Origin of the sequence: Burkholderia sp. LMU1-1-1.1 (assembly GCF_040675865.1) — a bacterium.
Lineage (GTDB): Bacteria > Pseudomonadota > Gammaproteobacteria > Burkholderiales > Burkholderiaceae_D > Rugamonas.
In genome coordinates, this window is the sequence record NZ_JBEGHG010000056.1 from 103,632 (window position 1) to 130,468 (window position 26,837).

The window sequence follows — 26,837 nt, forward strand, 5'->3', positions numbered from 1 at the left end:
GCTTCATCCGCCGGCGCGCCGTGCTCGTTCGAGCATGCCGCGCCGGGATTTTTTTGTGAGTCGTCATGAGCCAGCCGCCTGTAGAGATTTCCCTCCCTCCTGTTCCGGCCAGCAATGTGGCCACCGGTCCGGCCCCCGTCGCCGAACCCGATCTCAGTAACGCCCCCCGCATTCCCCTACATGTCAACGCCCGCGGCCTCGCGCTCGGCGTCATCGCCACGGTCGCCTTTATCTATGCGCTGCAATGGTCGCGCGGCTTCCTGGTTCCCCTCCTGCTCGGCATTCTGATCAGTTACACGCTCAGTCCATTGATGGGCTGGCTGGAGCGCCGCCACATTCCCCGGCTGATCGCCGCCACCATGATCACCTTCGCCTTGGTCGGCGGCTCGGCGATGGTGGTCGACAAGCTGCACGGCGAATTCGAAGCGATAGTCGAAGAGCTGCCCAGCGCCGGACATAAATTGTCGCGCTTGTTGTCGGAGCGCCTGCATGGCGGTTCCAGCGCGCTGCAGCGCATACAGGCGGTCGCCACCGAATTGCAGCAGGCCACGGCCGGCGCGCAGGAGCGGCGCGCCGCGCGCCGGTCGACGCCGGCCCCGGCCTCCGATTTTCCGCTGATGGACTGGGTGTGGGCCGGCTCGATGGGCTTGGTGGGTTTCCTCAGCCAGGCCACGATGGTGATCTTCCTGGTGTTTTTCCTGCTGCTGTCGGGGGACACCTTCAAGCGCAAGCTGGTCAAGCTGACCGGGCCGTCGCTGTCGAAGAAAAAGATCACCGTGCATATTCTCGAGGACATCAACACCTCGATTCAGAAGTACATGCTGATGCTGCTGGTCACCAACGGCATGCTGGCGCTGCTGATGTGGGTGGCGTTGCGCTGGATCGGCCTGGAGAACGCCGGCGCCTGGGCCATCGTGGCCGGCCTGCTGCATTTGATGCCTTATTTTGGTCCGTTGCTGATCATGCTGGCCACGGGGATCGTCGCCTTCCTGCAATTCGAATCGCTGCAGATGAGTTTGTTGGTGATGGGCAGTTCGCTGGCCATCGCCACCCTGGTCGGGACGGTGATCACGACCTGGATGACGGGGCGCTTCGCCCGCATGAACGCGGCGGCCGTGTTTGTCAGCCTGTTGTTCTGGGGCTGGTTGTGGGGCGTCTGGGGCCTGCTGCTGGGCGTGCCGGTGATCGTCATCGTCAAGGTCGTCGCCGAGCGGGTCGAGGGGATGGAAGTGGTGGCGGAGTTGCTGGGCGAGTAGCCGGCGGGTCCGGAATACGGAAAGGCCGGCTACTCGCCGGCCTTTTTTTCGTCACGGGGTGATCGTTTTGGTTTGCGCCGGTGGCCGGTGGCGCAAACTTCCCAGTTGCAGCGCGTACTGGCGCGCGAACTCGGCGCCGAAGAAAAAGATCTGCGCCGAGTAATACACCCACAGCAGCAGCGCGATCACCGAGCCGGCCGCGCCATAGCTGCTGGCCACGCCGCTGTTGCCGATGTAGGCGCCGATCGCATACTTCCCCAACGCGAACAAGGCCGCCGTGCCCAGCGCGCCGATGGTGACGTCGTGCCACGACAGCTTTACCCTCGGCAGCATCTTGAAGATCACGCCGAACAGCGCGGCGATGACGATGAAGCTGATCGCGTAGTTGACCCCGGTGAGCAGGTCGCCGGCGTTGACCCAGACGCTGTGCCAGTATTTTTCCAGCACCGTCAAAATCGCGCTGACCACCAGCGACACCATCAACAGGAACGCCAGCACCAGCACCATGCCGAACGACAGCAGCCGGGTGCGGACCACGTCCCACGCCGTGCCCGTTTTGAGCGGCGGCACTTGCCAGATCGCGTCCAGGCTCGCCTTGAGCTCGGCGAACACGGTGGTGGCGCCGAACAGCAACAGGCCGCCGGCGATCAGGGTGGCCAATCGTCCTTCCTCCTTGCTGCGGGCGCCGGCCAGCACCAGCTGGATCGCTTCGGCGCCCTGGTTCCCGACCAGGCCGCGCAACTGCGCGAACAGCTCGCCCTGGGCCGCCTGCGGGCCGTAGAACCAGCCGGCGATGGCCAGCACCAGCACCAGGATGGGCGCCAGCGAAAACAGCGTGTAGAAGGCCAACGCCGCGCCCATGCTGCTGCCGCGGTGGTCGAACCATTCGGAGACGGTGCATTTGAGCACCGAGATGATGTTTTTGTTCATATAAAAAAAAAGCCCCGCGACTCGCGTCGCGGGGCTCCCCAATTAATTAATTAATTGACGCGGCGTTCGATCGTGATCTGTTCGACCTCGACGCGACGGTTAGGTTCCAGGCACTTGATCAGGTCGGCGCGCTTCTTGTTGTCGCAGGTGACAACAGGATTGGCTTCGCCCTTGCCTTCGGCGACCAGGCGGTTGGCGGCGACGCCTTTACCGACCAGGTAGTCCTTGACCGAGTTGGCACGCTTCTCGGACAGCTTCTGGTTGTACTTGTCGCTGCCCAGACGGTCGGCGTAGCCGGTGATGACGACGTTGTCGACGGTCGGGTTGGCGTTCAGCACGGTGGCGATCTCGTCCAGCTTAGGCTGGTTCGGGTTCAGCTTGGCGCTGTCGAAGCTGAACAGCTCGGTCGACGACATCGTCACTTTTTCGAAGCGCGCTGGCGGTGGTGGCGGTGGGGCGACCGGTGCTGGCGGCGGTGGCGGCTGCACGGCTTCCGGCGCAGGCGGCGGTGCCGGTGGGGCAGGGCGCGGTGGCGCGGCGAACGCGAAGTTCAGGCCGACGGTCACGTAGACGTTGTCCGCTTTGCTAGGAGGGAAGGCATCGCCGCGCAGGAAGCCGTGCTGGTTGCGGATGTCCGCCTGGAAGCTGGTGCGCTCGTTCAGGTCGGCCTGGAAACCCACACCGGCGCTGACGTACGGCGAGTTCTTGGCGATTTCGCCGAAGGTGTTCAGGTTCGACTTGTCGCGCTCGACGCCGGCGCCGACCAGGATGAACGGACGGAACGATTTACGGGAGAACATATACAGGGCGTCCGCGCCCAGGCTCTGTTGCTGATAGCGCTCGCCGTTTTCCTTCGAGCGGGCGTAGGTGCCGCCCAACTGGACGTCCCACTGTTCGTTCAGGGCTTTACCGAACTTCAGGCCGCCGCCGTAGCCTTTTTTGTCAACGCCGAATGCGTCGTTGTCAGGCTTCATGCCGTTGATGCTCGGCTGTACGTACCACGATGGATTGATGACCGCGTCTTGAGCGACGGCGGAGAACGACGCGCAGAGGGCTGCGACGGCGAGGACGATTTTCTTAGTTTTATTCAAAGTATGCTCCCGATTAATAAATATGGCGGTTTTGTTGCTTCATCAGCAGCAGTGCAGTGTTTTACCGCTGTTGGACCGAAGAATAGGTAGCTTTCATGATGTGGTCGGTTCGCTACCGCACAAAAGCTTGCGCTGTATCAAATCGTACACAAAAAGTGAAACTTTTGCTTGATTCCTGCTGTCCGAAGACTACAGGGTCGGAGACCGGGCGCGGAAAGCCCCCGTGGTCCAGTGCTCAATTGAATAAATGTGAAGTTCTGTCACTAATGTTCGTTGCCGCACAGACTGGTGCGCTGCGAAACGGCATTCTTGAGTCAGATGCAGAGACTGTGGCGTTTCAAATTGTAGGCCACCCCTCTTGCTGCCACTAATCTCGGCAAATTGTTATAAGGAGTGTTCAAATGCATGCAGTTAGACAACCTCAACATCTGGTTCAGAACGAGATGAAAGCCTCGCCGGAAATGCAGGCCACCACCAAGCTGATGCTGGTGGAACGTCCGGCCCCGGCTCCTCTGGACCGCAAACCGGCGCTGTCGATGGCGTCTATCGAGCGTGTGCGTTCGACCTCCGCGACCTTGCGTCGCATCGAAAATATGCAAAAACTGATCGGCGAGCTGTCCATGCACGAGATGCTGGCCGACGAAATCGCCTGGTTCCTCAAGTTCTCGCCGTCCGGCGCCCGCAAATACATCCGCGACCTGCGCGAAGCCGGCGTCATCGAGCTGGCCCGCTATGTCGAAGGCACCGCCACCTACCTCGGCAAGGCCGTCTATCAGCTGACCCCCGACCCGGAGCGCGTCGCCGCCTTCCTGGCCGCGATCGTCCAGCCGAAGCGCGAAGGCGCGCCGCCGCGCAAGGAACGTCCCGGCATCCGTGAACAGGCCATGGCCGGCAGCGGCCGCCACTTCCACATCCTGGCCGACGACACCCACTACGCGATCCGCGTCAACCGTGGCCCGGTCATGCGCGATCCGCTGGTGGCCGCGCTGTTCGGTTCGGCCCCTTCGGAGCAAAAAGCCGCCGACTAGGCCGCCGGCCGCCGACGCCAGCGCACACGTGTATCATCGACAGCCGGGCATGCCCGGCTGTTTGCATATTGAAAAGCAGACAAGCCGCCCCACTTAGCCAGCAATGGATATCACACGGACGCGCGGCACATGGAAGCTTTGATCTGGATCGGCCTGACGGCGCTGGCGATAGCGCTGCCTTTTTATGTGCCCCGCTGGCGCCTGCGGCGGGTGCTGGCCAGGCCGTTGCCGGCCGAGGCGCAAGCTGTTTTACACCGCAACATCCCCGTCTACCGCCGCATGACCCCCGAGTTGCAGCAGCAATTGCAACGGCTGGTCGTGCAATTTTTACATCAGAAAAAATTCGTCGGCTGCGAAGGCGTCGAGGTGACCGACGAGATGGCCGTCATCATCGCCGGCCAGGCCTGCCTGTTGCTGCTCAACCGTCCGACCAAGGTCTATCCGGCGCTGCACACCATCCTGGTCTATCCGAGCGAGTTCGTGGCGCGCCGCGCGGAGGTCGGCCCGGGCGGCGTCGTCACGCCGGGACACCAGAGCATGCTGGGCGAATCGTGGGACGACGGCCGCGTCGTGCTGTCGTGGGACGACGTGCGGCGCGGCGCCGATGACTGGACCGACGGCCACAACATCGTGCTGCACGAGTTCGCGCACCAGCTCGACAGCGAATCGGGCCGCGCCAACGGCGCCCCGTATCTGGGCAGTCCGGACAGCTATAACGAGTGGGCCGAGGTGTTGTCGCGCAATTTCCAGAACCTGCGGCACAGCGCCATGTATCGCCAGCACAGCGTGATGGACCATTACGGCGCCACCAATCCGGCCGAGTTCTTCGCCGTGGCCACCGAAACCTTCTTTGAAAAGCCGTACCAGATGGCCGAGCACCACGGCGAGCTGTTCGCCGAGTTCCTCAAATACTACCGTGTCGATCCGCGCGACTGGCTGCCGCCGCCACCGCCGCCGGAGCCGCCAGCGGATCCGTCGTACGCCTGGACTCCGACCTGGTCGCACTGACCCGGGCCCGCTGACGGTCGAAGCGCGTGGAACCACGTAGGGAGGATTAGGCGGAACGCCGTAATCGGCCATGCGTGCGTCAACGCGACGCACGCATGGCCGATTACGCTACGCTAATCCGCCCTACGCGAGCACTGTTGAGGCATAATTGGTTTCAATGCGCGACGCCAGCGAGGCTATCACCATGCAATTTGACGAGTTCGAATTATTTTCCTCCGACGCCAGCGCGCCGCGCGCCGCGCCGGCCGCGGCGGCCGAGGCGACGTCGCCCCTCGTGCGCTTGCAATACCTGGTCGACAACACGCCCGCCATCATCTATTGCACCGTGCCCAGCGGTGACTTCAAGATGACCTTCGTCAGCAACAACGCCTTCAACGTGCTGGGCTACCGTCCCGAGCAGATGGTGGCCGACCCCAACTTCTGGTTCGACCACATCCACCCGGACGACGCGCCCAACATCTTCTCCAGCCTGGCGCTGATATTCACCGAGGGCCAGCGCGCCTATGAATACCGTTTCCGCATCCATGACGGCAGCTACTTGTGGATGCACGATTCGCTGCGCCTGATCCGCGACGAGAAGGGCGCGCCGCTCGAAGTGATCGGCTCGCTGACCGACATTACCCAGCGCAAGCTCATGGAGGAGGCGCTGCAGGCGCGCGGCATCGAGCAGCAACAGCTGATCGGCGAACTGCGCAGCGCCCACGAGCAGCTGCTGCAATCGGAGAAGATGGCCTCGATCGGCCAGCTCGCCGCCGGCATCGCCCACGAGATCAACAATCCGGTCGGCTTCGTCAATTCCAACATGAGTTCGCTGAAGAACTATGTCGGCACCTTGCTGGGCGTGATCGACAAGTACGAGCAGGCGGCCGCGCCCCATCCCAACCTGGCGGCCCAATTGGCCGCGCTGCGCAGCCAGGCCGACCTGGAATTCCTCAAGGAAGACGTGACCGACCTGGTGCGCGAATCGATGGACGGGCTCAAGCGGGTCAAGGACATCGTCCAGGCGCTGAAGGATTTTTCGCACGTCGGCGAGACGGAATGGCAGGTGGCCGATCTGCACCACGGCCTCGACAGCACGCTGACCATCGTCAGCAACGAGATCAAGTACAAGGCGCGGGTCGACAAGGCGTATGGCGTGCTGCCGCCGGTCACCTGCCTGGCCTCGCAACTGAACCAGGTGTTCATGAACCTGCTGGTCAACGCCGCCCACGCGCTGCGCGACCAGGGGGGCGTGATCACGATCCGCACCGGCACCACCGGCAGCGGCGCCGACGGCTGGGTATGGATCGAGGTCGGCGACAACGGCGTCGGCATCGAGCAGGCCAACCTCAAGCGCATCTTCGAGCCGTTCTTCACCACCAAGCCGGTCGGCAGCGGCACGGGGCTGGGGTTGTCGCTGTCCTACGGCATCGTCAACCGCCATGGCGGGCGCATCGACGTCGCCTCGGTGGTCGGCAAGGGCACGCGCTTCACGGTGCACCTGCCGGTGCGTCCGCCGCAATCGCTGGAGACGCCGGCCAAGGCGTGACCGGGCGCCGGCATCCGCCGGCGGCGCTCACTCCACCTTGGGATTGCGCACCCAGATCGACAGCCGGCCGCCGGCTTTGGATTCGAAATCCTGCACCTGCTGGATCATGCGGGCGTCGAACGTGTGGTCGACCGTCAGCAGCATCAGCCCGTCGCGGCTGACCAGGTCGCGCGCCAGCACCATGCCGGGCAACAGCTCGCCCGACAGCACCTCGACCCCGACCACCGCCGCGCTGACGCCGCCGTCCATGATCTGGCGGAAGGCCGCCACCACGTTCGGATCGTAGCGCTTGCCGCTGGCGTCGAGGATCAGCGACTTGGCCTCGTCGGCGCGCAGGTGGCGCTGCACCATGCCGCCCTGTTGCAGGTTGTAGTAGTCCACCGCCAGCGACAGGATGCGCGCGCCCAGCGGAATCGCCAGCCCGGCCAGGCCGTCGGGGAAGCCGTTGCCGTCGAAGCGTTCGAGCTGGGCGCGCAGGATGGCGGCGCTGCCGCGCAACTCTTCGAGCGGCATCAGCAGTTCGGCGGCGCGGATCGGATGCTTGCGGAACAGCCCCAGCGCGTCGCCGGTCAGCATGGTCAGCGGCGTCGACAGCATGTCGTCGCTGAAGCCGATCTTGCCGATGTCGTGCAGCAGGGCGGCGATGAACACGTCCTGGCTTTCCTTGGCGTCGAGCTCGAGGCGCACGCACAGCTGGCGCGCCAGGTCGGCCACCTGGCGCGCGTGGCCGGGCTGGTTGTGCGCGCGCAGCTCGATCATCGTCGAGAAGATCTTGATGGTGGTGACGAAATTGGTCTTGAGCTTGTTGTTGGCCGCGACCGTGGCCTCGTGCTCGACCTTGAGCAGCCTGGTGCGCGCCTCGACCTTGGCCTCCAGGCTCTGGTTGAGCAGCTTGAGTTCCTCGTTCTGGCGCAGCGCCAGCGCTTCCAGGCGCTGCTTGTCCAGTTCGAGCTGGCGCCGCTCGAGCGCGTGGCGCACCAGCAGCAGCATGTCGCTGTCTTCCCACGGCTTGGTGATGTAGCGGTAGATCTCGCCGCAATTGATGGCGTCCTGGATCGACTGGATGTCGGAGTAGCCGGTCAGCAGGATGCGCAGGGTGTCGGGCCAGCGTTCGCGCACCTTGGCCAGGAAGCGGGCGCCGTCCATCTCCGGCATGCGCATGTCGGAGATGACCAGGTCGACCGCCTCCTTCTCCAGCACCTCCAGCCCCAGCGCGCCGCCCTCGGCGGTCAGCACGCGGTAGCCGTTGGCGCGGAACAGGCGCCGCAGCGACGACAGGATGTTCGGTTCGTCGTCGACGCACAGCACGGTGGCCGGCGACGCCGGGGCGTTCGGCGAAAGCGACGGGGTCGACGGGGAGAGCGCTTGATTCATGGTGGTGGGTCCTCGGTGGCGGCGCCATGGCGGATCGGCAGCCGCACGCGGAAGCGGGTGCCCTGACCAAGCGCGGTATCGACGTCGATACTGCCGCTGTGTTTTTGTACGATGCCGTAGGCCAGCGACAGGCCGAGGCCGGTGCCCTTGCCGACGGCCTTGGTCGTGAAGAAGGGGTCGAAGATGCGCGACACGGTCTCCGGCGCGATGCCGCTGCCGTTGTCGCCGATCTCCAGCCAGACGTGGTCGTCGCCGTCGCGGCCGGTGCGCACGGTGATACGCCCGCGTTGCTCGCCGATGGCGTGGGCGGCGTTGACGATCAGGTTCATCACCACCTGGTTGATTTGCAGCGGCAGGCATTGGATGTCGGGGATGTCGCCGTACTCCTTGATGACGTCGGCCTTGTATTTGACCTCGTTGCTGACGATGTTGAGCGTCGAGTCGATGCCGCGGTGCAGGTCGGCCCAGACCCATTCCTGGTTGGCGTCCACCCGCGAAAAATCCTTCAGGTCCTGCACGATGTGGCGCACGCGCACGATGCCTTCGCCCGACTCGGCCATCAGGGTCGGGATGTCCTGGCGCAGGAAGTCGAGGTCGATGCGCTCGCGCATCGCGCGCAGCGTGGCGGCGTCGGGCGCCGACAGCGACGGCTCGGCGCGCTGGTAGGCGTCGAGCATGCCGAACAGCTGGTCCAGGTAGTTTTGCAAGGTGCGGAAGTTGGAGAAGATGTAGCCGATCGGATTGTTGATCTCGTGGGCCACGCCGGCGGCCAGTTGGCCGATCGAGGCCAGCTTGTCGGCCTGCAGCAATTGCTGCTGGGCGCGCGACAGTTGCTGGTTGAGTTCGGTCAACTCCAGGTTGCTGCGGCGCAGCTCCGCCTCGGCCAGCAGGCGTTGGGCGATATCCTCCTGCAGCTTGGCGTTCATGTCGGCCAGCTGGCCGGTGCGCTTCTCGACCACGTGCTCGAGGTTGTCGTGGGCGCGGCGCAGCGCGTTTTCCGCCACCCGCCGCTCGGTGACGTCGCGCAGCGTTTCGATGGCGCCGACCACCCGGCCGCCGCCGTCGCGCAGCGGGGCGGCGGTGAAATGCAGCCAGTGGCCGCTGGCGCCGATGTTGGGGAAGAATTCCTCGACCTCGTAGGCGTCCGGGATCAGCGGCGAGCGCCGGTGCTTGCCCGGATACAGCCGTTCCAGCTCGCTCTCGAGTTCGCCGGCGCCGCCGGCGATGACCAGGTCCGCCAGCAAGGGCCGCGGCCTGGAGTAGAACGCCTGCCAGTGGTTGGCGGTGCCGACCATGTCGGCCTTGGCCCAGCCCAGCAGTTGTTCGCAGGCGCGGTTCCAGTGGGTGACCACGTGCCGGGTGTCGATGGCGAACGTGGGCACCGGGTGGCCGTCGAAAAACTCCGACAGCGCGATGGCCGTCGGGGCATCGTGCTCGGCTGTCATGGACGTGGTGGCGTGGCTCATGGCGTCAACGTCTGGCACATGTCGTGGAACAGTTGCTCGGCCTCGGCGAACGCGCTTTCCCAGGCGCCGTCGCCCAGGTCCAGCGCCTGCCACACCTCGGGCGACACCGGCGGCACCTGGTCGTCCTCCTGGCCCGACATGTCGAGCGCGTGGGCCAGGATGTTGGCCATGTAGATCACCGTGGTCAGCGTCGGCGCGGGGCGGGCGCGCCCGGTGGCCTGCGCGGCCGCCGCGTCGGCCAGGTGGTGGCCGGCCACGGCCGCCTGGATCTGTTGCGGGAATTTCCAGTGGGCCGTCAGCGCGCTGCCGACGGCGGCGTGGTCGATGCCGAACACGGCCAGCTGGGCGGCCGAGGTGACGCAATCGTGTTCGCGCCGGTACGCCGCCACGCGCCGGTAGTCGGCCGGAAAGCGGGTGCACAGCACCAGGGTGCCGAGGTCGTGCAGCAGGCCGGCGGTGAAGGCGGTGTCCGGATTGATGCCGTAGCGCGGCGCCAGCACGCGGGCGCACACGGCGCTGCCGATGGCATGGCGCCAGAACGCCTGGAAGTCGAACTCGACGTCCTTGCTCGGCGTGAAGCTGGCCGTCACCGAGCAGGCCGTCACCAGGGTGCGGATGCTGTGGAAACCGAGCACCGAGATGGCCTGCTGGATGGTGGTGACCTTCGATTGCAGGCCGTAGAACGAGGAGTTGGCCAGGCGCAGCGTCTTGGCCGTCAACGCCTGGTCGAGCGCGATCTTGGTCGCCAGCACATGGGTGTCGATGTCCTCCTGCTCCATCGTGGCCAGCAGCTCGGCCACCACGGCCGGCAGCGACGGCAGGTCGCGCACGCACTTGATGACATCGTCGGCCGCGATCACGCCGGGTCCTTGTCGCGGTAGGCGCGCAGCACGCGCAGCAGCGACGGCCCGTCGGCGCCGTCGTCGCCGCTGTGGCGGAACAGCCGCTCCAGCCTTTGCATGCGCAGCGCGCGCTCGCGCGCCCGTTGCGCCGGATCGACTGCCGCCGCTTCTTCCTCGGCCCACACCACGCAGCGTTCCACGCCGCGCCGGCGCAGCGACGCCAGCATGCTGTCGGTCAGCGCGGCGTCGCGCGGCAGCAGCACGCCGCCGTGGGCATCGAGCAGGGCGCTGGCCAGGGTCATGCCGGCGGCGGCCTGGTCAATGTCGATCTCGGTCGATTTGGTCCCGGCGTTCATGGCGTCTCCCCCGTCAGGCTCAGTGTGATCAGGCTGCCGCGCGAGGCCGAGCTCTCGCCCATCGGATACACCACCACCGCGTAGCGCCGGCCGTCGATGTCGGCCAGGTGGCGGGTCGGGCTGGTGTGGCGCGGCGGTTCGCCGGCGGCGGGGCCGCTGGCGCCGGCCGGTGGAAACAGTTGCGGCAGCACGCTGCCCGCTTCGTTGCCCAGCAGCGCGCCGCTGTGGCGGAACAAGCCCTCGGCGGCGCCGTTGATGAAGGCGATCATGCCGGCGTCGTCCATGCCGATCACCGGCAACGGCAGATGCTGCAGCACTTCGCGCGCCACGCTCAGGCTGACCTCGTCGCGGCTGATCTGGCGCTGCTTTTCCAGCAGCAGCTTTTCCAGCTGGCGGTTGGCGGCGGCCAGCTCCAGGTTGGCGCTGCGCACCTCCAGGTGCAGGCGCTGGTTGTCGTCGGCGATTTCCTTGAGGCGGAACGCCTCGGCCACGTGGCCGCGCAGCAGTTCGTCGTCCCACGGCTTGGTCAGGAATTTGTAGATCGCCCCCTCGTTGACGGCGTCGGTGACCGACTGCAGTTCGGTGTAGCCGGAGAGCATGATGCGTATGGTTTCCGGATACTGCTGCTTGGCCTTGCGCAGGAAGTCGGCGCCCAGCATGCCGGGCATGCGCTGGTCGGAGATGATGACGTCGACCGGCTGCCTGGCCAGCAGTTCCAGGCCCTGCTGGCCGTCGTTGGCGCTGTAGATCTCGTACTGGTCGGTGCGCAGCAGGCGCTTGAGCGCGGAGACGATGTTGGGCTCGTCGTCGACCAGCAACAGGCGCCGCGGCGGCTTGTGCATGCGCCGCAGGTGCGGCGCCAGCGCGCGGCCGCTGGCCAGCAGCTGGCTAACCTCGTCGGCCGCGAGCGGCGGGGAAAAGAAATAGCCCTGGATCAGGTCGCACATATTGCGCCGCAGGAAGTCGCACTGGGCCTCGGTCTCGACGCCCTCGGCCACCACCTTCATGCCCAGGTGGTGCGCCATGGCGATCAAGGTCTTGCACATGGCCGCGTCGTGGCCGCTGGTGACGACGTCGCGGATGAAGTGGGCGTCGATCTTGAGCGCGTCGAACGGAAAGCGTTTGAGGTTGCTCAGCGAGGCGTAACCGGTGCCGAAGTCGTCCAGGGTCAGGCTCAGCCCCGAGGCCTTGAAGCCGGCCAGCAGGGCGTCGCAGTCGGCGCCGGCTTGCGTGAGCGCGCTCTCGGTCACTTCCAGGGTCAGCCTGTCGGGCGCGATCTCGCACTCCTTCAGCATGGCGGCCACGGCCGCGCCCAGCGCGGGATCGCGGAACTGGCTGGGGGCGACGTTGATCGCCACCTTCAAGCCGTCCAGGCCGTCTGCGTGCCACGCGTGCAGGTCGCGGCAGGCGCGTCCCAGCACCCAGTCGTCGATGGCGCCGGCCAGGCCGGCGGCGTCGGCCAGCGCCAGGAATTCGCGCGCGGCCAGCATGCCGTGCAGCGGGTGCCGCCAGCGCACCAGCGCCTCCAGGCTGGCCACCGCGCCGGTCTGCAGATCGACCAGCGGCTGGTACAGCAGCACCAGCTGGTCCGACGCCAGCGCCTGCCGCAGGCCGGCGCCCAGGTCCGCGTCCTCGCCGCACGGAGGCGACGCCATCAGCGGCGCGCGCGTCGCGCTGGCGGTATCGTCGGCCACGGTGGCCGGAGCGAAAAGGGACCGCGGGAATGGGGCGGGAGTCATCGGCGTTCCTATTGAAATGCAAGCTGATTGCTGCAACAAAACCTCTGCCGTCTGCGGTCGATTATACGGCCAAGCCGGGTTTAGTTGTCATCCGGTACGAACTCGTTGCACACATCGGACAGTGCCCCCGGAAGCCGGCCGTGCCGGCGAAACAGGCCTCCACAGTGCGTAAGCGCACGGAAACGCGGGCCGCGCGGGCGCATATTGCGCTGATCGGGCTTCGGCCGAAACCAGGGAGAACAGCATGAGCAATATTATTGCGGGGCATTTCCAGTTACAGGATGAAATCGCGGATGCGCGCATCGCCTTGCTGCGCGCCGGCTTCGCGGCCGACCGCATCAGCGCGTTCTACGTGAATCCGCCGGGGCAGCACGATATGTATGAACTCGGCGGCGACCACGACAAGTCGCCCGGCGCCAAGGAAACCGACGAGGGCGTGGTGCAGGGCGGGGCCACGGGCGCCGTGGCCGGCGCGGTGGCGGGGGCCGCCGCGATTCCGGTGGCCGGCCCGTTGGGTCCGGTCGTCGGCGCGCTGGTCGGCGCCCACGTCGGTTCGCTGTTCAGTTTTTCGAAGATGAAGGACGCCGGCGAAGCGGAGGAGGGCAGTGCCGAGAACCTGCGCGCGCCGCGCAAGTCGGGCATGATGATCGCCGTCGAGGTGGTCGACAGCGGCCAGGAGCAAAAGGCGCTCGACGTGCTGCGCGGGCTGGGCGCCAAGGATGTCGAACGGGCCGACGGCAGCATCAGCGGCGGCGATTGGCGCGACTTCAATCCGAACTCGCGGCCGGTGCCCGCGTGATGCGCTGTTGTTGCGAAAGCGAGACTGTGCAAGCGCCAGCGCGATTTCCGTCGGTATCGTTGCTACAATCGACCGCACCACGCGTTGGCCGCGATCGTGCGCGCCGCGTGGAGTCACGTAGGGCGGATTAGCGCAGCGTAATCGGCCATCGCCGAGCCGCCAACGGCTCATGGCCGATTACGCCGTTCCGGCTAATCCGCCCTACGTGTTTCCGTGGATTTTCCGGGGACACCTGCGCTGGTTGGAGGGGATGCAGCTATGACACAGGCTTGGCTGGTGCTAACCCTCGCGGACGGGCGCGAGGTGGTCGCGCCGTCGGAGGCGCAAATGGCGGCGGCGCTGGACGAGGTCTACGGCGCTCCCGGCAGCGCCGTGCTGCGCTTCGGGTACGATGACGGCCTCATGTACGAGATGGAAGTGTCGAGCGGCGGCGCGGTGCGCTTCGCCGAATGGTCGGACCGCGACTGCGAGATCGCCCTGGCCGATCCCCGCACGATGACCGCGCTGGCGCAAGCCGACGCGCTGCAACTGTGGCGCCTGATGGCGCGGCGCCAGGTGGCGAAAATCCGCAGCCAGCCCTGGCTCGGCAACGACTGACCGCGGGCCGCCGGCGTCATCGCCGTCGTTGTTCCATGCGCGTCTGGCAACCGATGCACAGGCGTGCCTCCGGCCGCGCGTCGAGCCGCGAGAAGCCGATCTCCTCGCCACAGTTTTCGCACAGGCCGTAGCTCTGGTCGTCGAATTTGGACAGCGCCCGCCGGACCATCGACAACTGTTTGGCGGTGTGGGCCGCCGTCTCGTGGACGAGGGCGTTGAGCGTGCGCTGGCTGGCGTTGTCGGCCGGCGAGGCTTCGGCCTCGTGCGGCAGCGGCAGGCGCACGTCGGTGCTGCGGTCCAGATCGTCCGCTAGTTGGCTCAGCAGGGCCTTGCGGGCGCGTTCCAGCCGCCCCTGCAAGGTCTGCCATTGATGTTCTTCCAGTCCGTTCATGCCGCGCGCTCCTTACGTCATTGGACCGGAGACGGCGCGCTTCGTTCGGCCCAGCGTTGGCGTGGGCGTCAGCCCGGCGCGTCCATCGCTTCCAGGTGGTGCTTGATGGCCTCGAACGGCTTGGCGAGCTTGTCGGGTTTGCCGGTGGCGATGGCCGCCGCCAGCGACAGCAGCTCGCCGGTCAGCTGGATCAAATCCTTGGTGTGCTGGATTTTGCGGATTTTTTCCTGCGCGCGGGCGGTCACGTCGAGCAACTGCCGCTGCGCGCCGCCCAGTCCGCTCGCGGCCAGCACCGCCGCCTCCAGGTACAGGCTGTTGGCGCGCTGGCGCAGCGCCACTTCGTTTTCGAACAGCGCCTGCGCGACCGTCTGCGCGACGGTTGGCGGTTTCTGGCGGATATCGCGCATCAGGCGGGTGTGCAGGGCGTCGGCGCTGGCGGACAGGCTGTCGGCCAGCGCTTCGATGTCCAGTTGGATGGGATTGGTAGTCATCGCGGCTCCTGTGTGGGCTTAGTTGGGCGGGATCTGGTCGAGCAGCGCGCGGTGGCTCTGTTCGATCGCCGCCAGGTTTTTCTGCGCCAGGGTCTGGCGCAGGCCGATCAGGCGGTACTCGGCTTGTTTTGTCTGCTGCTGGCTTTTGGCCAGCGCCGTCAGCAAGCGGTCGCGGGTCGGGTCGAGGAATGGGATCTCCGACTCCAGCATGCCGATGACGATGCGTTCCTCGTTCTCGCTGGACTTGTCATACAGCCTCAGCAGCGTGCTCATCGCCTCGAGCAGGTCGCGCACCGGCTGCTCGGCGTCGCGCATGACCTGGTTGACGGCGCGCTCCTGCGCCGGGGCCGTGATGGCGCGCGCGATCAGCGTCGTCAGCCGGGTGAAGGCGTTGACGTGTTTCTCCTCGATGCCGGAGTCGGGCCAGGCCTTGATGCCGCCGCCAATGGTCTTGAGCTGGTCGCGCAGCTCGTACTGCTCGTCGCCGGCCAGCACGCCAAGCGTCTGCATGTACGCCTGCACGCCGTATTGCAGCTTGACGAAATCGTCGCACGCCTGCCGGCGCCTGGCGTCCAGTTCGGCCTCGCGGGCGTCGGCGGCGGCCGTCAGGAAAGGCTGTTCGCGCTGGTAGGTTGTGCGGTAGCGTTCGGTCAGTTCGTGATAGGCGTTCAGCTTGGGCGCCTGGGCGGCGAAGGCGCGCACCTCGGCCATGCGCGGCGTGCTGCTGGCGCAACCGCCGAGCAGGGCCAGCAATCCGAGTAGCAGGAAAAGACGCGGCAGTTTCATGGGTGCTCCTCTAGGGTTGGGACTATTGTTATGCTGGGTGTTTACGGCTGCTTTGCGAATGCACAGATCACGGCGTCAGGGCGCGGCGCCAGCTAAGGCCGGCGATGGTGTCGCCGGCCGGAGCGTATTCGCAGCCCAGCCAGCCCGTGTAGCCGAGTTCGTCGATCAGGGCGAACAGGTGGCGGTAGTTGATCTCGCCGGTGCCCGGTTCGTGGCGGCCCGGGGTGTCGGCGATCTGCATGTGTTTGATCATCGGCAGGTTGGCGCGGATCGTGTTGCTCAGCTCGCCCTCCATGCGCTGCATGTGATAGATGTCGTACTGCAGGAACAGGTTGGGGCGGCCGGCCTCGGCGATGATGTCCAGCGCCTGCGCGCTGCGGTTGAGGAAATAGCCGGGCATGTCGAAGTGGTTGATCGGCTCGATCAGCAGGTCGATGCCGTGCGGCAGCGCCAGATCGGCGGCGTGGCGCAGGTTGTCGACATAGGTGGCGCGCGCCGCCGCAGGCGCTACGCCGGCCGGCACCTTGCCGGCCATGCAATGCAGCCGGGTCACGCCCAGCGCCAGCGCGTAATCCAGCGCCGGCCGCACGGTAGCGCGGAATTCGTCGATGCGCAGCGGATCGCAGGCCATGCCGCGGTCGCCGGCATCCCAATCGCCGCAGGGCAGGTTGAACAGCACCAGCCGCAATTCATGGCGTCGCAAACGTTCCGCGATGCGCTCCGCCTCGTAAGCGTAAGGAAAGAGAAATTCGACGCCATCGAAGCCGGCCTCGCGCGCCAGCGCGAACCGGTCGAGGAAGGGAACGTCGGTGAACATCATCGACAGGTTGGCGGCGAAGCGGGGCATGGACGTTCCGATAAGCGTTAGCAATACGATATCGTAAACGATATTTGCCCGGCCACCCAAAAAAGCTTCTCAACCCCGGGGTCAGTGCCGACATTCGGACAAATCCGACGAGATGCGGAACCTTTCAGTGTGAAAAAAGTTCCGCGATGTCCGAATGTCGGCACTGCCCCCCGGGGTGGGGCGAAAAAAATGCCGTTCAATTCGCATTGAACGGCATTGCATGGGGGCGGGGCCGGCTTATCGGCCGCGACCGCCAGAGCGGTGCGGGGACGCCGGGCGCGGGGCGCTGGTGCCCGTGCGCGGACCGCCGCCGTTGCCGCCGGCCGAAGCGCCAGGCGCGCGTGGCTTGTTGCCACCGCCACCGCCGCCACCGCTCTTGGCACGGCCTTGGCCGCCGCCACCGCCGCTACGGCCGCCGCCGGGACGGTGACCGGCGCTGCGCAGTTGCACAGGTTGGGCGCGCGCGGTCGGGTCCGGCTCGAAGCCCGGGATCACTTCGCGCGGCAGGGTTTGCTTGATGAGCTTTTCGATGTCCTTCAACATGTCGTGCTCGTCCACGCAGACCAGCGACACGGCTTCGCCGGTGGCGCCGGCGCGGCCGGTGCGGCCGATGCGGTGCACATAGTCTTCAGGAATGTTCGGCAGGTCGTAGTTGACCACGTGCGGCAGCTGGTCGATGTCGATGCCGCGCGCGGCGATGTCGGTGGCCACCAGCACTTGCAGCTTGTTGTCCTTGAACTCGGACAGCGCCTTGGTGCGCGCCGACTGGCTCTTGTTGCCGTGGATCGCCATGGCGCCGATGCCGTCCGCGCCCAGCTGTTCGACCAGCTTGTTGGCGCCGTGCTTGGTGCGGGTGAACACCAGCACCTGCGACCAGTCGTTCGACTTGATCAGGTGCGCCAGCATCGGGTGCTTCTTGTCGCGGTCGACCGGGTGGATCTTTTGCGCGATCACTTCCACCGTCGAGTTGCGGCGCGCCACTTCGATCGTCGCCGGCTTGTTCAGCAGGCCGTCGGCCAGCGCCTTGATCTCGTCCGAGAAGGTGGCCGAGAACAGCAGGTTCTGGCGCTTGGCCGGCAACGCGGCCAGCACTTTCTTGATGTCGCGGATGAAGCCCATGTCGAGCATGCGGTCGGCCTCGTCCAGGATCAGGATCTCGACCTTCGACAGGTTGACGGTGCGCTGTTCCATGTGGTCGAGCAGGCGGCCCGGCGTGGCGACCAGGATGTCGACGCCGTGCTTGAGCTGCTTGATCTGCGGATTGATGCCGACGCCGCCGAAGATCACGGTCGAGTTCAGCTTGGTGTACTTGCCGTAGGTGCGCACGCTTTCCTCGACCTGGGCCGCCAGTTCGCGGGTCGGGGTCAGGATCAGCGCGCGGATCGGACGCTGGGTGGTGTTGTTCGTCTGCGCCGCGCCGTTGGCGTCGGTCGACAGGCGCTGCAGCAGCGGCAAGGTGAAGCCGGCGGTCTTGCCGGTGCCGGTTTGCGCGCCCGCCAGCAAATCGCCGCCGTTCAGCACTGCGGGGATCGCCTGCAGTTGGATCGGGGTCGGCGTGGTGTAACCGGTTTCGGTCACGGCACGGACAATGGCGTCGGACAAACCGAGGGAAGAGAATGACATGGTAACTTTATATGAGGATCGGCCTGTCGCCTCGAAGGGCGCCAGTCGCAGGCAATCGGATTTTTGGATTGCGGCGCAAAGGACTGGTCAGATGCCGCAGCTGTCAGTATATCAGCTAAGTCCGCTTGATGTTTCAATTAGGAAATGAAAAAGGGAGCATACGCTCCCTTTTTTTGTAACAGATTGTCTATTTACGCCCCATTCCGGGGCAAATCGCGGTGGATCAGGCGAAAGGGGTCAGCAGGCCGACCATCTGGCCGAAGATTTTCGGGCTGGCGGCGATGATGTCGCCCTTGTACAGGTAGTCCGACTCGCCGTTGAATTCGCCGACGATGCCGCCCGACTCGGTCACCATCAGCGAACCGGCGGCGATGTCCCAAGGCTTCAGGCCCTTCTCGTAGAAGCCGTCGAGGCGGCCGGCGGCCACGTAGGCCAGGTCCAGCGCGGCGCTGCCCGGACGGCGCACGCCGTGCGAGCGTTCGGCCATGATGCCGTACATTTTCAAGTATTCGTCCAGCGCCTTGGCGTTGCCGGCCCGGTAGCCGGTCGAGAGCAGGGCGTTGGCGATGCGGTCGAGCTTGGTGACGCGGATGCGCTTGTCGTTCAGGTAGGCGCCGGCGCCCTTGGTGGCGGTGAACAGGTCGTTGCGCACCGGGTCGTAGATGACGCCCTGCGTGATCACGCCGCGCTGCGACAGCGCGATCGAGATGCAATACTGCGGGAAGCCGTGCATGAAGTTGGTGGTGCCATCGAGCGGGTCGATGATCCAGGTGTATTCGGTCTCGTCGTTGGCGTTCTTGGACGGGCCCGATTCCTCGGCCAGGAAGGCGTGGTCGGGATAGGCTTTGGACAGCACCTCGATGATTGCCTGTTCGGCGGCCTGGTCGACGTCGGTGACGAAATCCTTGTGGTTTTTCTCGGTCACGATGACGCGATCGAGGTCGAACGAGGCGCGGTTGATGACGGCGGCGGCGCGGCGGGCGGCTTTGATCGCCGTGTTGAGCATTGGGTGCATGTGAGCTTTTCCGTTAAAAGAACGCTAACGCCCACCGGCGGACAGGGCCGCGGCGGCGCGCTAGAGGACAAGAGTGAATTAAAGAGCGGAGCGGCGCCGACAGGGTAAAATCCGGGTTCGCGGGCTGGCTGTTGGCCGGGCCGCAAGGTTGAAGTTATTGTATCGATACCGCGCAATAGCGCTATTTTAAATGAACCTGCCCGAAATCAACACGAATCTTTTCGGGCGGCCGCGATTTATTTCGCTATTTCTTCGCCTCCGGGGGCGGCACGCGCGGTATTTCTCATTCTGGCCTTCCTTTCAGTGGCTGAAGTTGGCAAGCGCTAGCGAAATGCCCAATGTCATCAGGAGCGACCCGATGAATTTGTCGACCACGCGTTGATGATCGACCATCCGCGAGCGGAGCAGCTGGCGCGAAAAGAACAGCGCAACCAAGCCAAACCAGAAAAAGTGTGTGAGCGACATGAACAGGCCGTAACCGAACTGTGTCGACAGCGGCGTCCCCGGTTGCACCGCCTGCGTGTAGGTGCTGACAACGAACATGGTCGTCTTCGGATTCAGCGCGTTGGTTAGAAATCCGTTGCTGAACATCTTGAACGGTGAAACGGCGCGCGCTCTGCGCAGGTCGATCTCCAGCTTTGATTTGTTCGCGAAGATTTTCCAGCCGATGACGATCAAATACAGGGCGCCGGCGATTTTGATGGCGGTGAACAGCGCGGGGGAATGCGCGATGATCAGCGCGACGCCGAACATCGTATAGAACACATGGACCTGCACGCCGAGGGCGATGCCGAGCGCGGCAAGCAAGCCGGCGTTGCGGCCATAGGCATAGCTATTCCGCGTGACCATCGCGAAGTCCGGGCCGGGGCTGATGGTGGCCAGTATGGTGATCAAGGCGACGGCGATAAGTTCGGTCATGTTTGTAGTTCCCAGTCACGCGTCATGCGACGCAGGTTATCCGTGAAAAATCATCGACCGGCCAACGTGGCGGACGATAGTCTTGCAGTGCTTTTCGATTATCGATATATTCAGAATAAGAAAAAAGCGATTTATCCTTTCGATAACATGTGAGAAAAACTGACAGATGAGCAGACAGCCGCCGTTGAATTCGCTGCGTTTTTTCGAGGCCGCCGCAAGGCTCGGCAGCTTTGTGAAGGCCGCCGACGAACTGCGGCTCACGCACGGGGCGGTCAGCCGGCAAATCCGCCTGCTGGAGCAGTCGCTGGGCGTGGACTTGTTCGAGCGCCGCAATCGCGGCGTGTTTTTGACGCCGCAGGGCGAACATTTATGGGCCGCCGCGCAGTACGCGTTCGAGCACCTCGACGCGGCGATGGAGTCGCTGCGCAAGCCGGTGCGCCACCTGCCCCTGGTGGTCTCCTGCGAACCGACCATTTCGATGAAATGGTTGATACCGAGGCTGGGCGATTTCTATCAACGGCATCCCGACATACAGCTGCATATCTTCGCTTCCGGCGGACCGGTCGCCTTTCAGCGCGATGGCGTCGATGTGGCCCTGCGCAGAAACGACTTCAAATGGGATGCCGGCGTTCATGCGGAAAAGGTGTGCGACGAATGGGTGGGGCCGGTCTGCGCGCCGGCGTTGTTAAAACGTAAGCAGCTGCATTTGCCGGCGCAAAGAATCCTGCACACGTCCTCGCGCAAGAATGCCTGGGCCAGCTGGCGCGCCGTCACCAAGACCACGGCCGCCCACACCGGCAGCCAGACCTACGAGCATTTCTATCTGACCTTGCAAGCGGCCGGCGCCGGACTCGGCGTCGCCATCGGCTCGGTGTTCATGGCCCGGGAAGAGATCGATAGCGGGCGGCTGGTCGCGCCGTTCGGCTTTGTGCGCGACGGCACCGAATACTGCCTGTTATCGTTGCTGCCGTTCGAGGCCGATCCGCGGCGGTCGACATTCCTGCGCTGGATACGCCGGCAAATGCGGTTTGACGCGCCGGCGAGTTAGGCCGCCGGGGAGGGACAGGTTAGAATTCGGGCTTGTGGGCATGCCGCCATCCCTTGTTTATCGATACTGAACAATTCCGCCATCTAAATGAATCAGCCCGAAATCAACACGAATCTTTTCACGCGACTGCGATTTATTCTGGTCGAAACCAGCCGGGCCGGCAATATCGGGGCGGTCGCGCGGGCCATGAAAACCATGGGCTACAGCGATCTGGTGCTGGTCACGCCCCGTTTCGAGAACGCGGCGCAGGACCCGGAGGCGGTCGCCTTCGCCAGCGGCGCGCAGGACATCCTGGCCGGCGCGCGGGTGGCCGGCAGCATGGCCGAGGCGCTCGACGGCATCAACTTCGCCGCCGCCGTCTCGGCGCGGCTGCGCGAATTCTCGCCGCCGGTGCTGGCGCCTCGCCAGTTGGCCACGCAGTTGGTGGCGCAGCCCGAGCTGCGCGCGGCGCTAATCTTCGGCAACGAGCGCTTCGGCCTGCCGAACGAGCTGGTCGAAAAATGCAATGTGCTGATCAACATCCCGGCCAATCCCGAGTATTCGTCGCTGAACCTGTCGCAGGCTGCGCAGGTGCTGGCCTACGAATGCCGGATGGCGGTGCTCGACGGCGCCGGCGTGACCCACACGCCGCGCCAGCCGGCCGGCGACGCCAGCGACATCGGCTTCCACGGCGAGGCGGCCAGCCTGGCACAGATCGAAGGCATGTACGAACATCTGGAGCGGGCTTTGGTGGAGATCGGTTTTCTCGACGCGGACAATCCGCGCAAGCTGATGCCGCGATTGAAGCGGTTGTTCTCGCGCGCGCAGCTGGAGAAGGAAGAGGTCAACATCCTGCGCGGCATCGCCAGGCACATGACGGGCAAGCAGAAGGCGGGCAAGGGTTAGATTCATGACCATGGATGCAATGTCGGCGACACGCAAACACAGCACATAAAAAATATAACGACGGGGTGGGGACGATGGATTCAAACCGCAGATCTTTTCTCAAGATCGGCGTGGCCGGGGCGATCGCACTTGCCGCCGGCGGCGCCGTCTACCGCCTGGCCTACGCGCCGACGCCGGGCCACCGCCTCGCGCTCGACGGTCCCGCCACGACGCTGCTCAGCGCCGTGATCCCATCCATGCTCGGCCCGGTGCTGCCGACCGAACCGGCCGCCCGCGCCGCCGCCATCCGCCAAACCGTCGACCACGTCGCCGGCGCCATCGCCGGCCTGCCGTTGTCCTCGCAAAAAGAAGTACAAGACCTGTTCGGCCTGCTCTCGATGGCGCCGGTGCGGCGCCTGCTGGCCGGCGTCTCCGGCGGCTGGGCCCACGCTTCGCCGGACGCGGTGGACGCCTTCCTGCAAAGCTGGCGCCACCACCGCCTGCAAACGCTGCAAACCGCCTACCACGCGCTGCACGACCTGATCATCGGCGCCTGGTACGCGCAGCCGGCCAACTGGCCCGCGATCGGCTACCCCGGTCCGATCAAGGAGCTGGCATGAGCAACACCAACATCCCCATCGCCAGCCAGAAAGGCGCCATCCCCGATCCGATCCACGCCGGCCTGGCCGCCGGCTGGCACGTGACCGACTGCGCGCGGCTGAACGAGGACCTGGTCATGGAAGCGGACGTGGTGATCGTCGGCAGCGGCGCCGGCGGCGGCGTGACGGCCGAGATCCTGGCGCGCGCCGGCCTGCGCGTGCTGATCGTCGAGGAGGGCGCGCTGAAGTCGTCGACCGATTTCAAGATGCGCGAAGCCGACGCCTATCCGGAGTTGTACCAGGAGTCGGCGGCGCGCAAGACGCGCGACAAGGGCATCAACATCCTGCAGGGGTGCACCGTCGGCGGCAGCACCACGGTCAACTGGACCAGCAGCTTCCGCACGCCGCCCGGCACGCTGGCGTATTGGAACAAGCACTACGGCCTGGACGGCTACACGCCGGAGTCGATGGCGCCGTGGTTCGCCATGATGGAGCGCCGTCTCAACATCGCCGAGTGGGCGCCGCCGCCGAACGAGAACAACGATGTGCTGCGGCGCGGCGCGGGGAAACTAGGCATCCCGACCGGCATCATCCATCGCAACGTCAACGGCTGCTGGAACCTCGGCTACTGCGGCATGGGCTGTCCGACCAACGCCAAGCAGTCGATGCTGGTCACCACGATCCCGGCCGCGTTGGAACTGGGCGCGACCCTGCTCACGCGCGCCCGCGCCGAGCGGCTGGTGATCAAGGGCGACCAGGTGGCGCAGCTCGATTGCGTGGCGCTCGACGCCGCCGGCCTGGCGCCGACCGGGCGCCGCATCGCCTTGCGCGCCAGGCACTTCGTGCTGTCCGGCGGCGCCATCAACACACCGGCGCTGCTGCTGCGTTCCGTCGCGCCCGATCCGCACGGCCTGCTGGGCAAGCGCACCTTCCTGCATCCGACCCTGGTCTCGGCCGCCGTCTTCGAACAGCGCGTGGAGGCGTACGCCGGCGCGCCGCAGTCGGTGTATTCCGACCACTTCCTGCACACGGACGCCATCGATGGCGCCGTCGGCTACAAGCTCGAGGTGCCGCCGCTGCATCCGGTGCTGATGTCGACCACGATGGCCGGTTTCGGCGCCCGGCACGCGCGCATGATGGCGCAATTCCCGCACGCGCAGGCGCTGCTGGCGCTGCTGCGCGATGGCTTCCACGCCGACGCGCCGGGCGGCAGCGTGGCGCTGTCCGGCGATGGCGCGGCGGTGCTCGACTATCCGATCGGCGACTACCTGTGGGACGGCGCCCGGCGCGCCTTGCTGAGCATGGCCGAGATCCAGTTCGCGGCCGGCGCCAGGACCGTCATGCCGGTGCACGAGGCGGCCGGCGAGTACGCCAGCTGGCGGCAGGCCAAGTCCGCGATCGCGGCACTGCCTTTCAAGTTGCTGGCCACGCGCGTGGTGTCGGCGCATGTGATGGGCGGCTGCGCGATGTCGGCCGACGAGCGGCTGGGCGTGACCGCCGCCGACGGCCGCTATCGCGGCCTGCGCAATGTGTCGGTGCATGACGGCTCGCTGTTCCCTACATCGATCGGCGCCAATCCGCAGTTGTCGGTGTATGGCGTGGTCGCCAGGCTGGCCAGCGGTCTGGCACAACGGCTTGCAAGTTAGCAGACATTTGAAATGACGTGGTCAACGTCGTCAACGTTGTTCGGTTCGCTTGACCCGCTCCCTCCGTCCATATCGCGGAGTATGATGAGACCATGATCAAACGTTTCCTCATCATTCTATTGGCGGTGCAGATCGGCGCGATGCTGGCGCTGTCCTTGTCGCTGTACCGCTGGTGGCATCCAGCCTGGCGCGCGGCGGTCGGCGCGCCCGTCGCGGCGCTCGTATGCGTGGCCATCGCCGCCGCCTTCGTGCTGCTGGTGCGCCTGCTCATCAACGCCAACAACTTCCGCTTGAGCCGGCGCGCGCGCAGCGCCACGCCGGCCGGCCACGCGCTCAATCCCCTGACCGCGATCAAACTGTTCGCGCATGAATTTTTGTCATCGATGTTGACATCGTCCTACTACATGCTGCGGCCGGTGGGCCTGCGCCTGCAGCCGGACGCGCGCGGCCTGCCGGTGCTGCTGATCCACGGCTACGCCTGCAACAGCGGCTACTGGCTTCCGATGAGCAAGCTGCTGACGCAAGCGCACATCAGCCATTACGGCATCGACCTGGAGCCGCCCGGCGCTTCCATCGACGACTTCGTGCCGCAGGTGCGCGCGGCCGTCGAGCGCTTGTGCGCCGAGACTGGCAGCGAGCAAGTCGTCGTGCTCGCGCACAGCATGGGCGGGCTGGTGGCGCGCGCGTATCTGCGCCGCCATGGCCACGCCCGCGTCGCCCGCGTGATCACGCTCGGCACGCCCCATCACGGCACCACGCTGGCCGGCCTCGGACCTGGAAGTAACGCCGTGCAGATGCGGCGCGACAGCGCGTGGCTGGCTTCGCTCGCGGGCACTGAGGCGGATTTGCAACGCAAATTATTTTCGTCCATTTACTCTGTCCACGACAACATCGTCGCGCCCCAGGATTCGAGCGTTTTACCCGGGGCGCGCAATCTCGTGTTTGGTGCAATTGGCCATGTTGCGCTGGGCCGGCACCCGGAAATCATGCGGTGTGCGTTGTCAGAAATCAAAACCGCAACACCTGTGTGATTTTGTGTGATTTTTCGCGTGATTTGTTGCTGTATGGTTACTCGAATGAAGTACAGTAAACAGGCGGAGCGATGGCTATAGACTTCGGCACCCTTATCCTGGACGAAACCCCCGACGCGGTGGTCATCACGCGGCTCGACGGCGAAGTGGTGCACTGGACCAGCGGCGCGCGGCGGGTGTTCGGTTACGGCAGCGAAGAGGCGATGGGCCGCAAGCTGGCCGAGCTGATCGAGGTGCCGGGACTGGCCGACGGCGGCGCCGTGGTGCGGCAGACGCTTGGCGACGGCGCGGCCAGCTATGAGTCGGTGCGCCGCGCCAAGGACGGCGCGCTGGTGTACATCGACAGCACCAGCAAGCTGCTGCGCGACGCCGCCGGCGCGCCGGAATATATTTTGTGGAGCAAGAAGGACGTCACCACGCTCAAGGTGCTGCGCGACGCCAAGCTGGTCGAGGCGCGCTTCGACGGCATCCTGGAGTTGATGCCGGACGCGATCATCGTCGCCAACGCCAGCGGCCGCATCGTGCTGGCCACGCGCCAGGCCGAGGCGATGTTCAAGTACGAGCACGGCGCCCTGCGCGGCGTGGTGCTCGAGATGCTGATGCCGGCGCGTTTCCGCCACGGCCACCGGGCCCACCGCAACGACTACGGCGTTCGGCCGACGCTGCGGCCGATGGGCAGCGGCCGCGACCTGTATGGCTTGCGCAGCGACGGCACCGAGTTCCCCGTCGAGATCAGCCTGAGCCCGATCGAGACGGAGGAGGGCACCTTGATCATGAGCGCGATCCGCGACGTCGGCGAGCGCAAGCGGATTGAGCTGGCGCTGCAGGAGAAGAATGTCGAATTGGCGAAGGCGGTCGCGACCAAGGATCGCTTCCTCGGCGGCATGTCGCACGAGCTGCGTACGCCGTTGAACGCGATCATCGGTTTTACAGGTACTATGTTGATGAAGTTGCCTGGCCCCATTAATTCGGAACAGACCAAGCAATTGCGCATGGTGCAAAGCAGTGCGCGCGACCTGCTGTCGCTGATCAACGACCTGCTCGATTTGACCAGGATCGAGTCGGGCAAGGTGGAGCTCGAGCTGGTGCCGCTGCCGTGCCGGCCGGTGATCGACGAGGTGCTGGCGTTGTTGCGGCCGCAGGCGCGCAACAAAGGACTGGGGTTGGCGCTGGTGGGTTCCGAACAGGAAGTGACGGTCAAGGCCGACCGCCGCGCGCTGCAGCAGATCTTGACGAACCTGGTCGACAACGCGATCAAGTTCACCGACAGCGGCACGGTGCTGGTGCGGCTGGGGACGGCGGAGGTGGACGGGCGCGCGCGCGCCACCATCAGCATCAGCGATAGCGATGGCGGTGCCGACGCCGGTCAGGGCGGGCGGCAGCACCAGGCGGTATCGCAGTTGCAAGCCAGTTCGATGCGCCAGTTCGAGGGCACGGGACTGGGCCTGCATTTGAGCCAGAAGTTGGCGACCCTGCTACATGGGGAAATTTTGTTTGACAGCGAGTATGGCGTCGGCAGTATTTTTACACTGACGCTGCCGCTGGGGTCATGACAAGGGGAGTC

General features: G+C 65.5%; 26 protein-coding genes. 12 read left to right on the plus strand and 14 right to left on the minus strand.

The annotated features are described in order from the left end of the window. The first annotated feature begins 65 nt into the window (after positions 1-65). Positions 66-1,256 (plus strand): AI-2E family transporter, encoded by a 1,191-nt coding sequence (locus tag MRBLMU1_RS26030; RefSeq protein ID WP_363507881.1) that lies wholly within the window; start codon positions 66-68, stop codon positions 1,254-1,256. Between the two features lie 51 nt (positions 1,257-1,307). Here MRBLMU1_RS26030 and MRBLMU1_RS26035 read toward each other — a convergent pair whose 3' ends face one another. Continuing rightward, complete coding sequence (locus MRBLMU1_RS26035) at positions 1,308-2,186, minus strand: YihY/virulence factor BrkB family protein (RefSeq protein WP_363507884.1); 879 nt, start codon at positions 2,184-2,186, stop codon at positions 1,308-1,310. 50 nt (positions 2,187-2,236) lie between these two features. Beyond that, positions 2,237-3,277 carry an OmpA family protein gene (locus MRBLMU1_RS26040; protein WP_363507887.1) on the minus strand — a complete coding sequence of 347 codons (1,041 nt, stop codon included), beginning with the start codon at positions 3,275-3,277 and terminating at the stop codon, positions 2,237-2,239. 443 nt (positions 3,278-3,720) lie between these two features. Between MRBLMU1_RS26040 and MRBLMU1_RS26045 the strand changes: the two genes are divergently transcribed. The 3 genes from MRBLMU1_RS26045 to MRBLMU1_RS26055 all read left to right on the plus strand — a co-directional run bounded on the left by MRBLMU1_RS26045 (position 3,721) and on the right by MRBLMU1_RS26055 (position 6,841). Then, the gene (locus MRBLMU1_RS26045; protein ID WP_315218941.1) at positions 3,721-4,305 is read left to right on the plus strand and encodes a winged helix-turn-helix domain-containing protein; all 585 of its coding nucleotides are present in this window, start codon (positions 3,721-3,723) and stop codon (positions 4,303-4,305) included. Between the two features lie 129 nt (positions 4,306-4,434). After that, positions 4,435-5,313: a zinc-dependent peptidase gene (locus tag MRBLMU1_RS26050; protein WP_363507889.1), complete on the plus strand. Its 879-nt coding sequence runs from the start codon at positions 4,435-4,437 to the stop codon at positions 5,311-5,313. A 184-nt stretch (positions 5,314-5,497) separates the two neighbouring features. Then, positions 5,498-6,841 (plus strand): ATP-binding protein, encoded by a 1,344-nt coding sequence (locus tag MRBLMU1_RS26055; protein ID WP_363507892.1) that lies wholly within the window; start codon positions 5,498-5,500, stop codon positions 6,839-6,841. Between the two features lie 27 nt (positions 6,842-6,868). Here the strand turns inward: MRBLMU1_RS26055 and MRBLMU1_RS26060 are convergent, their stop codons facing one another. Genes MRBLMU1_RS26060 through MRBLMU1_RS26080 form a run of 5 tightly spaced genes read right to left on the minus strand, consistent with a single transcriptional unit; the run spans position 6,869 to position 12,618 of the window. Continuing rightward, positions 6,869-8,215, minus strand: a complete 1,347-nt coding sequence (locus tag MRBLMU1_RS26060) for an HD domain-containing phosphohydrolase (RefSeq protein ID WP_363507895.1) — start codon at positions 8,213-8,215, stop codon at positions 6,869-6,871. Continuing rightward, the gene (locus tag MRBLMU1_RS26065) at positions 8,212-9,681 is read right to left on the minus strand and encodes an ATP-binding protein (protein WP_363507897.1); all 1,470 of its coding nucleotides are present in this window, start codon (positions 9,679-9,681) and stop codon (positions 8,212-8,214) included. Before MRBLMU1_RS26065 ends, MRBLMU1_RS26060 begins: the two co-directional genes overlap by 4 nt. Then, positions 9,678-10,541 carry an HDOD domain-containing protein gene (locus MRBLMU1_RS26070; RefSeq protein ID WP_363507899.1) on the minus strand — a complete coding sequence of 288 codons (864 nt, stop codon included), beginning with the start codon at positions 10,539-10,541 and terminating at the stop codon, positions 9,678-9,680. Before MRBLMU1_RS26070 ends, MRBLMU1_RS26065 begins: the two co-directional genes overlap by 4 nt. Continuing rightward, a complete protein-coding gene (locus MRBLMU1_RS26075; RefSeq protein ID WP_363507902.1) occupies positions 10,538-10,879 on the minus strand; it encodes a hypothetical protein in 342 nt (113 codons plus the stop codon). Before MRBLMU1_RS26075 ends, MRBLMU1_RS26070 begins: the two co-directional genes overlap by 4 nt. Further along, the gene (locus MRBLMU1_RS26080; protein ID WP_363507905.1) at positions 10,876-12,618 is read right to left on the minus strand and encodes an EAL domain-containing protein; all 1,743 of its coding nucleotides are present in this window, start codon (positions 12,616-12,618) and stop codon (positions 10,876-10,878) included. The genes MRBLMU1_RS26075 and MRBLMU1_RS26080 overlap by 4 nt, the downstream gene beginning before the upstream one ends. A 244-nt stretch (positions 12,619-12,862) precedes the next feature. Between MRBLMU1_RS26080 and MRBLMU1_RS26085 the strand changes: the two genes are divergently transcribed. Both MRBLMU1_RS26085 and MRBLMU1_RS26090 read left to right on the plus strand, forming a co-directional pair. Then, positions 12,863-13,417, plus strand: a complete 555-nt coding sequence (locus MRBLMU1_RS26085; RefSeq protein ID WP_363507908.1) for a hypothetical protein — start codon at positions 12,863-12,865, stop codon at positions 13,415-13,417. A 258-nt stretch (positions 13,418-13,675) separates the two neighbouring features. After that, entirely contained in the window at positions 13,676-14,014 is a 339-nt protein-coding gene (locus MRBLMU1_RS26090; protein ID WP_363507910.1) for a hypothetical protein, read from the plus strand. Positions 14,015-14,030: 16 nt separating this feature from the next. On the opposite strand, the gene MRBLMU1_RS26095 is transcribed toward MRBLMU1_RS26090, so the two are convergent. From MRBLMU1_RS26095 to MRBLMU1_RS26125, 7 genes are all read right to left on the minus strand, one after another. Beyond that, positions 14,031-14,405, minus strand: coding sequence for a TraR/DksA family transcriptional regulator (locus tag MRBLMU1_RS26095; protein ID WP_363507913.1), 375 nt, complete (start codon positions 14,403-14,405; stop codon positions 14,031-14,033). 68 nt (positions 14,406-14,473) lie between these two features. Next, a complete protein-coding gene (locus tag MRBLMU1_RS26100) occupies positions 14,474-14,896 on the minus strand; it encodes a hypothetical protein (protein ID WP_363507915.1) in 423 nt (140 codons plus the stop codon). A gap of 18 nt (positions 14,897-14,914) precedes the next feature. Then, the gene (locus MRBLMU1_RS26105; RefSeq protein WP_363507918.1) at positions 14,915-15,682 is read right to left on the minus strand and encodes a hypothetical protein; all 768 of its coding nucleotides are present in this window, start codon (positions 15,680-15,682) and stop codon (positions 14,915-14,917) included. Positions 15,683-15,749: 67 nt separating this feature from the next. Continuing rightward, the gene (gene otnI, locus MRBLMU1_RS26110; protein ID WP_363507921.1) at positions 15,750-16,529 is read right to left on the minus strand and encodes a 2-oxo-tetronate isomerase; all 780 of its coding nucleotides are present in this window, start codon (positions 16,527-16,529) and stop codon (positions 15,750-15,752) included. A 237-nt stretch (positions 16,530-16,766) separates the two neighbouring features. Next, positions 16,767-18,152 (minus strand): DEAD/DEAH box helicase, encoded by a 1,386-nt coding sequence (locus MRBLMU1_RS26115; protein ID WP_363507924.1) that lies wholly within the window; start codon positions 18,150-18,152, stop codon positions 16,767-16,769. A gap of 223 nt (positions 18,153-18,375) precedes the next feature. Further along, positions 18,376-19,158 (minus strand): inositol monophosphatase family protein, encoded by a 783-nt coding sequence (locus MRBLMU1_RS26120; protein ID WP_363508702.1) that lies wholly within the window; start codon positions 19,156-19,158, stop codon positions 18,376-18,378. Positions 19,159-19,467: 309 nt separating this feature from the next. After that, positions 19,468-20,085, minus strand: a complete 618-nt coding sequence (locus MRBLMU1_RS26125) for a LysE family translocator (protein ID WP_363507927.1) — start codon at positions 20,083-20,085, stop codon at positions 19,468-19,470. 166 nt (positions 20,086-20,251) lie between these two features. Here MRBLMU1_RS26125 and MRBLMU1_RS26130 point away from each other — a divergent pair, with 166 nt between their 5' ends. The 6 genes from MRBLMU1_RS26130 to MRBLMU1_RS26155 all read left to right on the plus strand — a co-directional run bounded on the left by MRBLMU1_RS26130 (position 20,252) and on the right by MRBLMU1_RS26155 (position 26,826). Beyond that, entirely contained in the window at positions 20,252-21,133 is an 882-nt protein-coding gene (locus tag MRBLMU1_RS26130; RefSeq protein WP_363507930.1) for a LysR substrate-binding domain-containing protein, read from the plus strand. 87 nt (positions 21,134-21,220) lie between these two features. Beyond that, entirely contained in the window at positions 21,221-22,018 is a 798-nt protein-coding gene (locus MRBLMU1_RS26135; protein WP_363507933.1) for an RNA methyltransferase, read from the plus strand. Positions 22,019-22,092: 74 nt separating this feature from the next. Continuing rightward, a complete protein-coding gene (locus tag MRBLMU1_RS26140) occupies positions 22,093-22,617 on the plus strand; it encodes a hypothetical protein (RefSeq protein WP_363507936.1) in 525 nt (174 codons plus the stop codon). Beyond that, positions 22,614-24,242, plus strand: a complete 1,629-nt coding sequence (locus tag MRBLMU1_RS26145; RefSeq protein ID WP_363507939.1) for a GMC family oxidoreductase — start codon at positions 22,614-22,616, stop codon at positions 24,240-24,242. Before MRBLMU1_RS26140 ends, MRBLMU1_RS26145 begins: the two co-directional genes overlap by 4 nt. 92 nt (positions 24,243-24,334) lie before the next feature. Then, on the plus strand, positions 24,335-25,273 hold the full coding sequence (locus MRBLMU1_RS26150) for an esterase/lipase family protein (protein ID WP_363507942.1): 939 nt from the start codon (positions 24,335-24,337) through the stop codon (positions 25,271-25,273). A 71-nt stretch (positions 25,274-25,344) separates the two neighbouring features. Beyond that, positions 25,345-26,826 (plus strand): PAS domain-containing sensor histidine kinase, encoded by a 1,482-nt coding sequence (locus MRBLMU1_RS26155; protein WP_363507945.1) that lies wholly within the window; start codon positions 25,345-25,347, stop codon positions 26,824-26,826. The last annotated feature ends 11 nt before the right edge of the window (positions 26,827-26,837 follow it).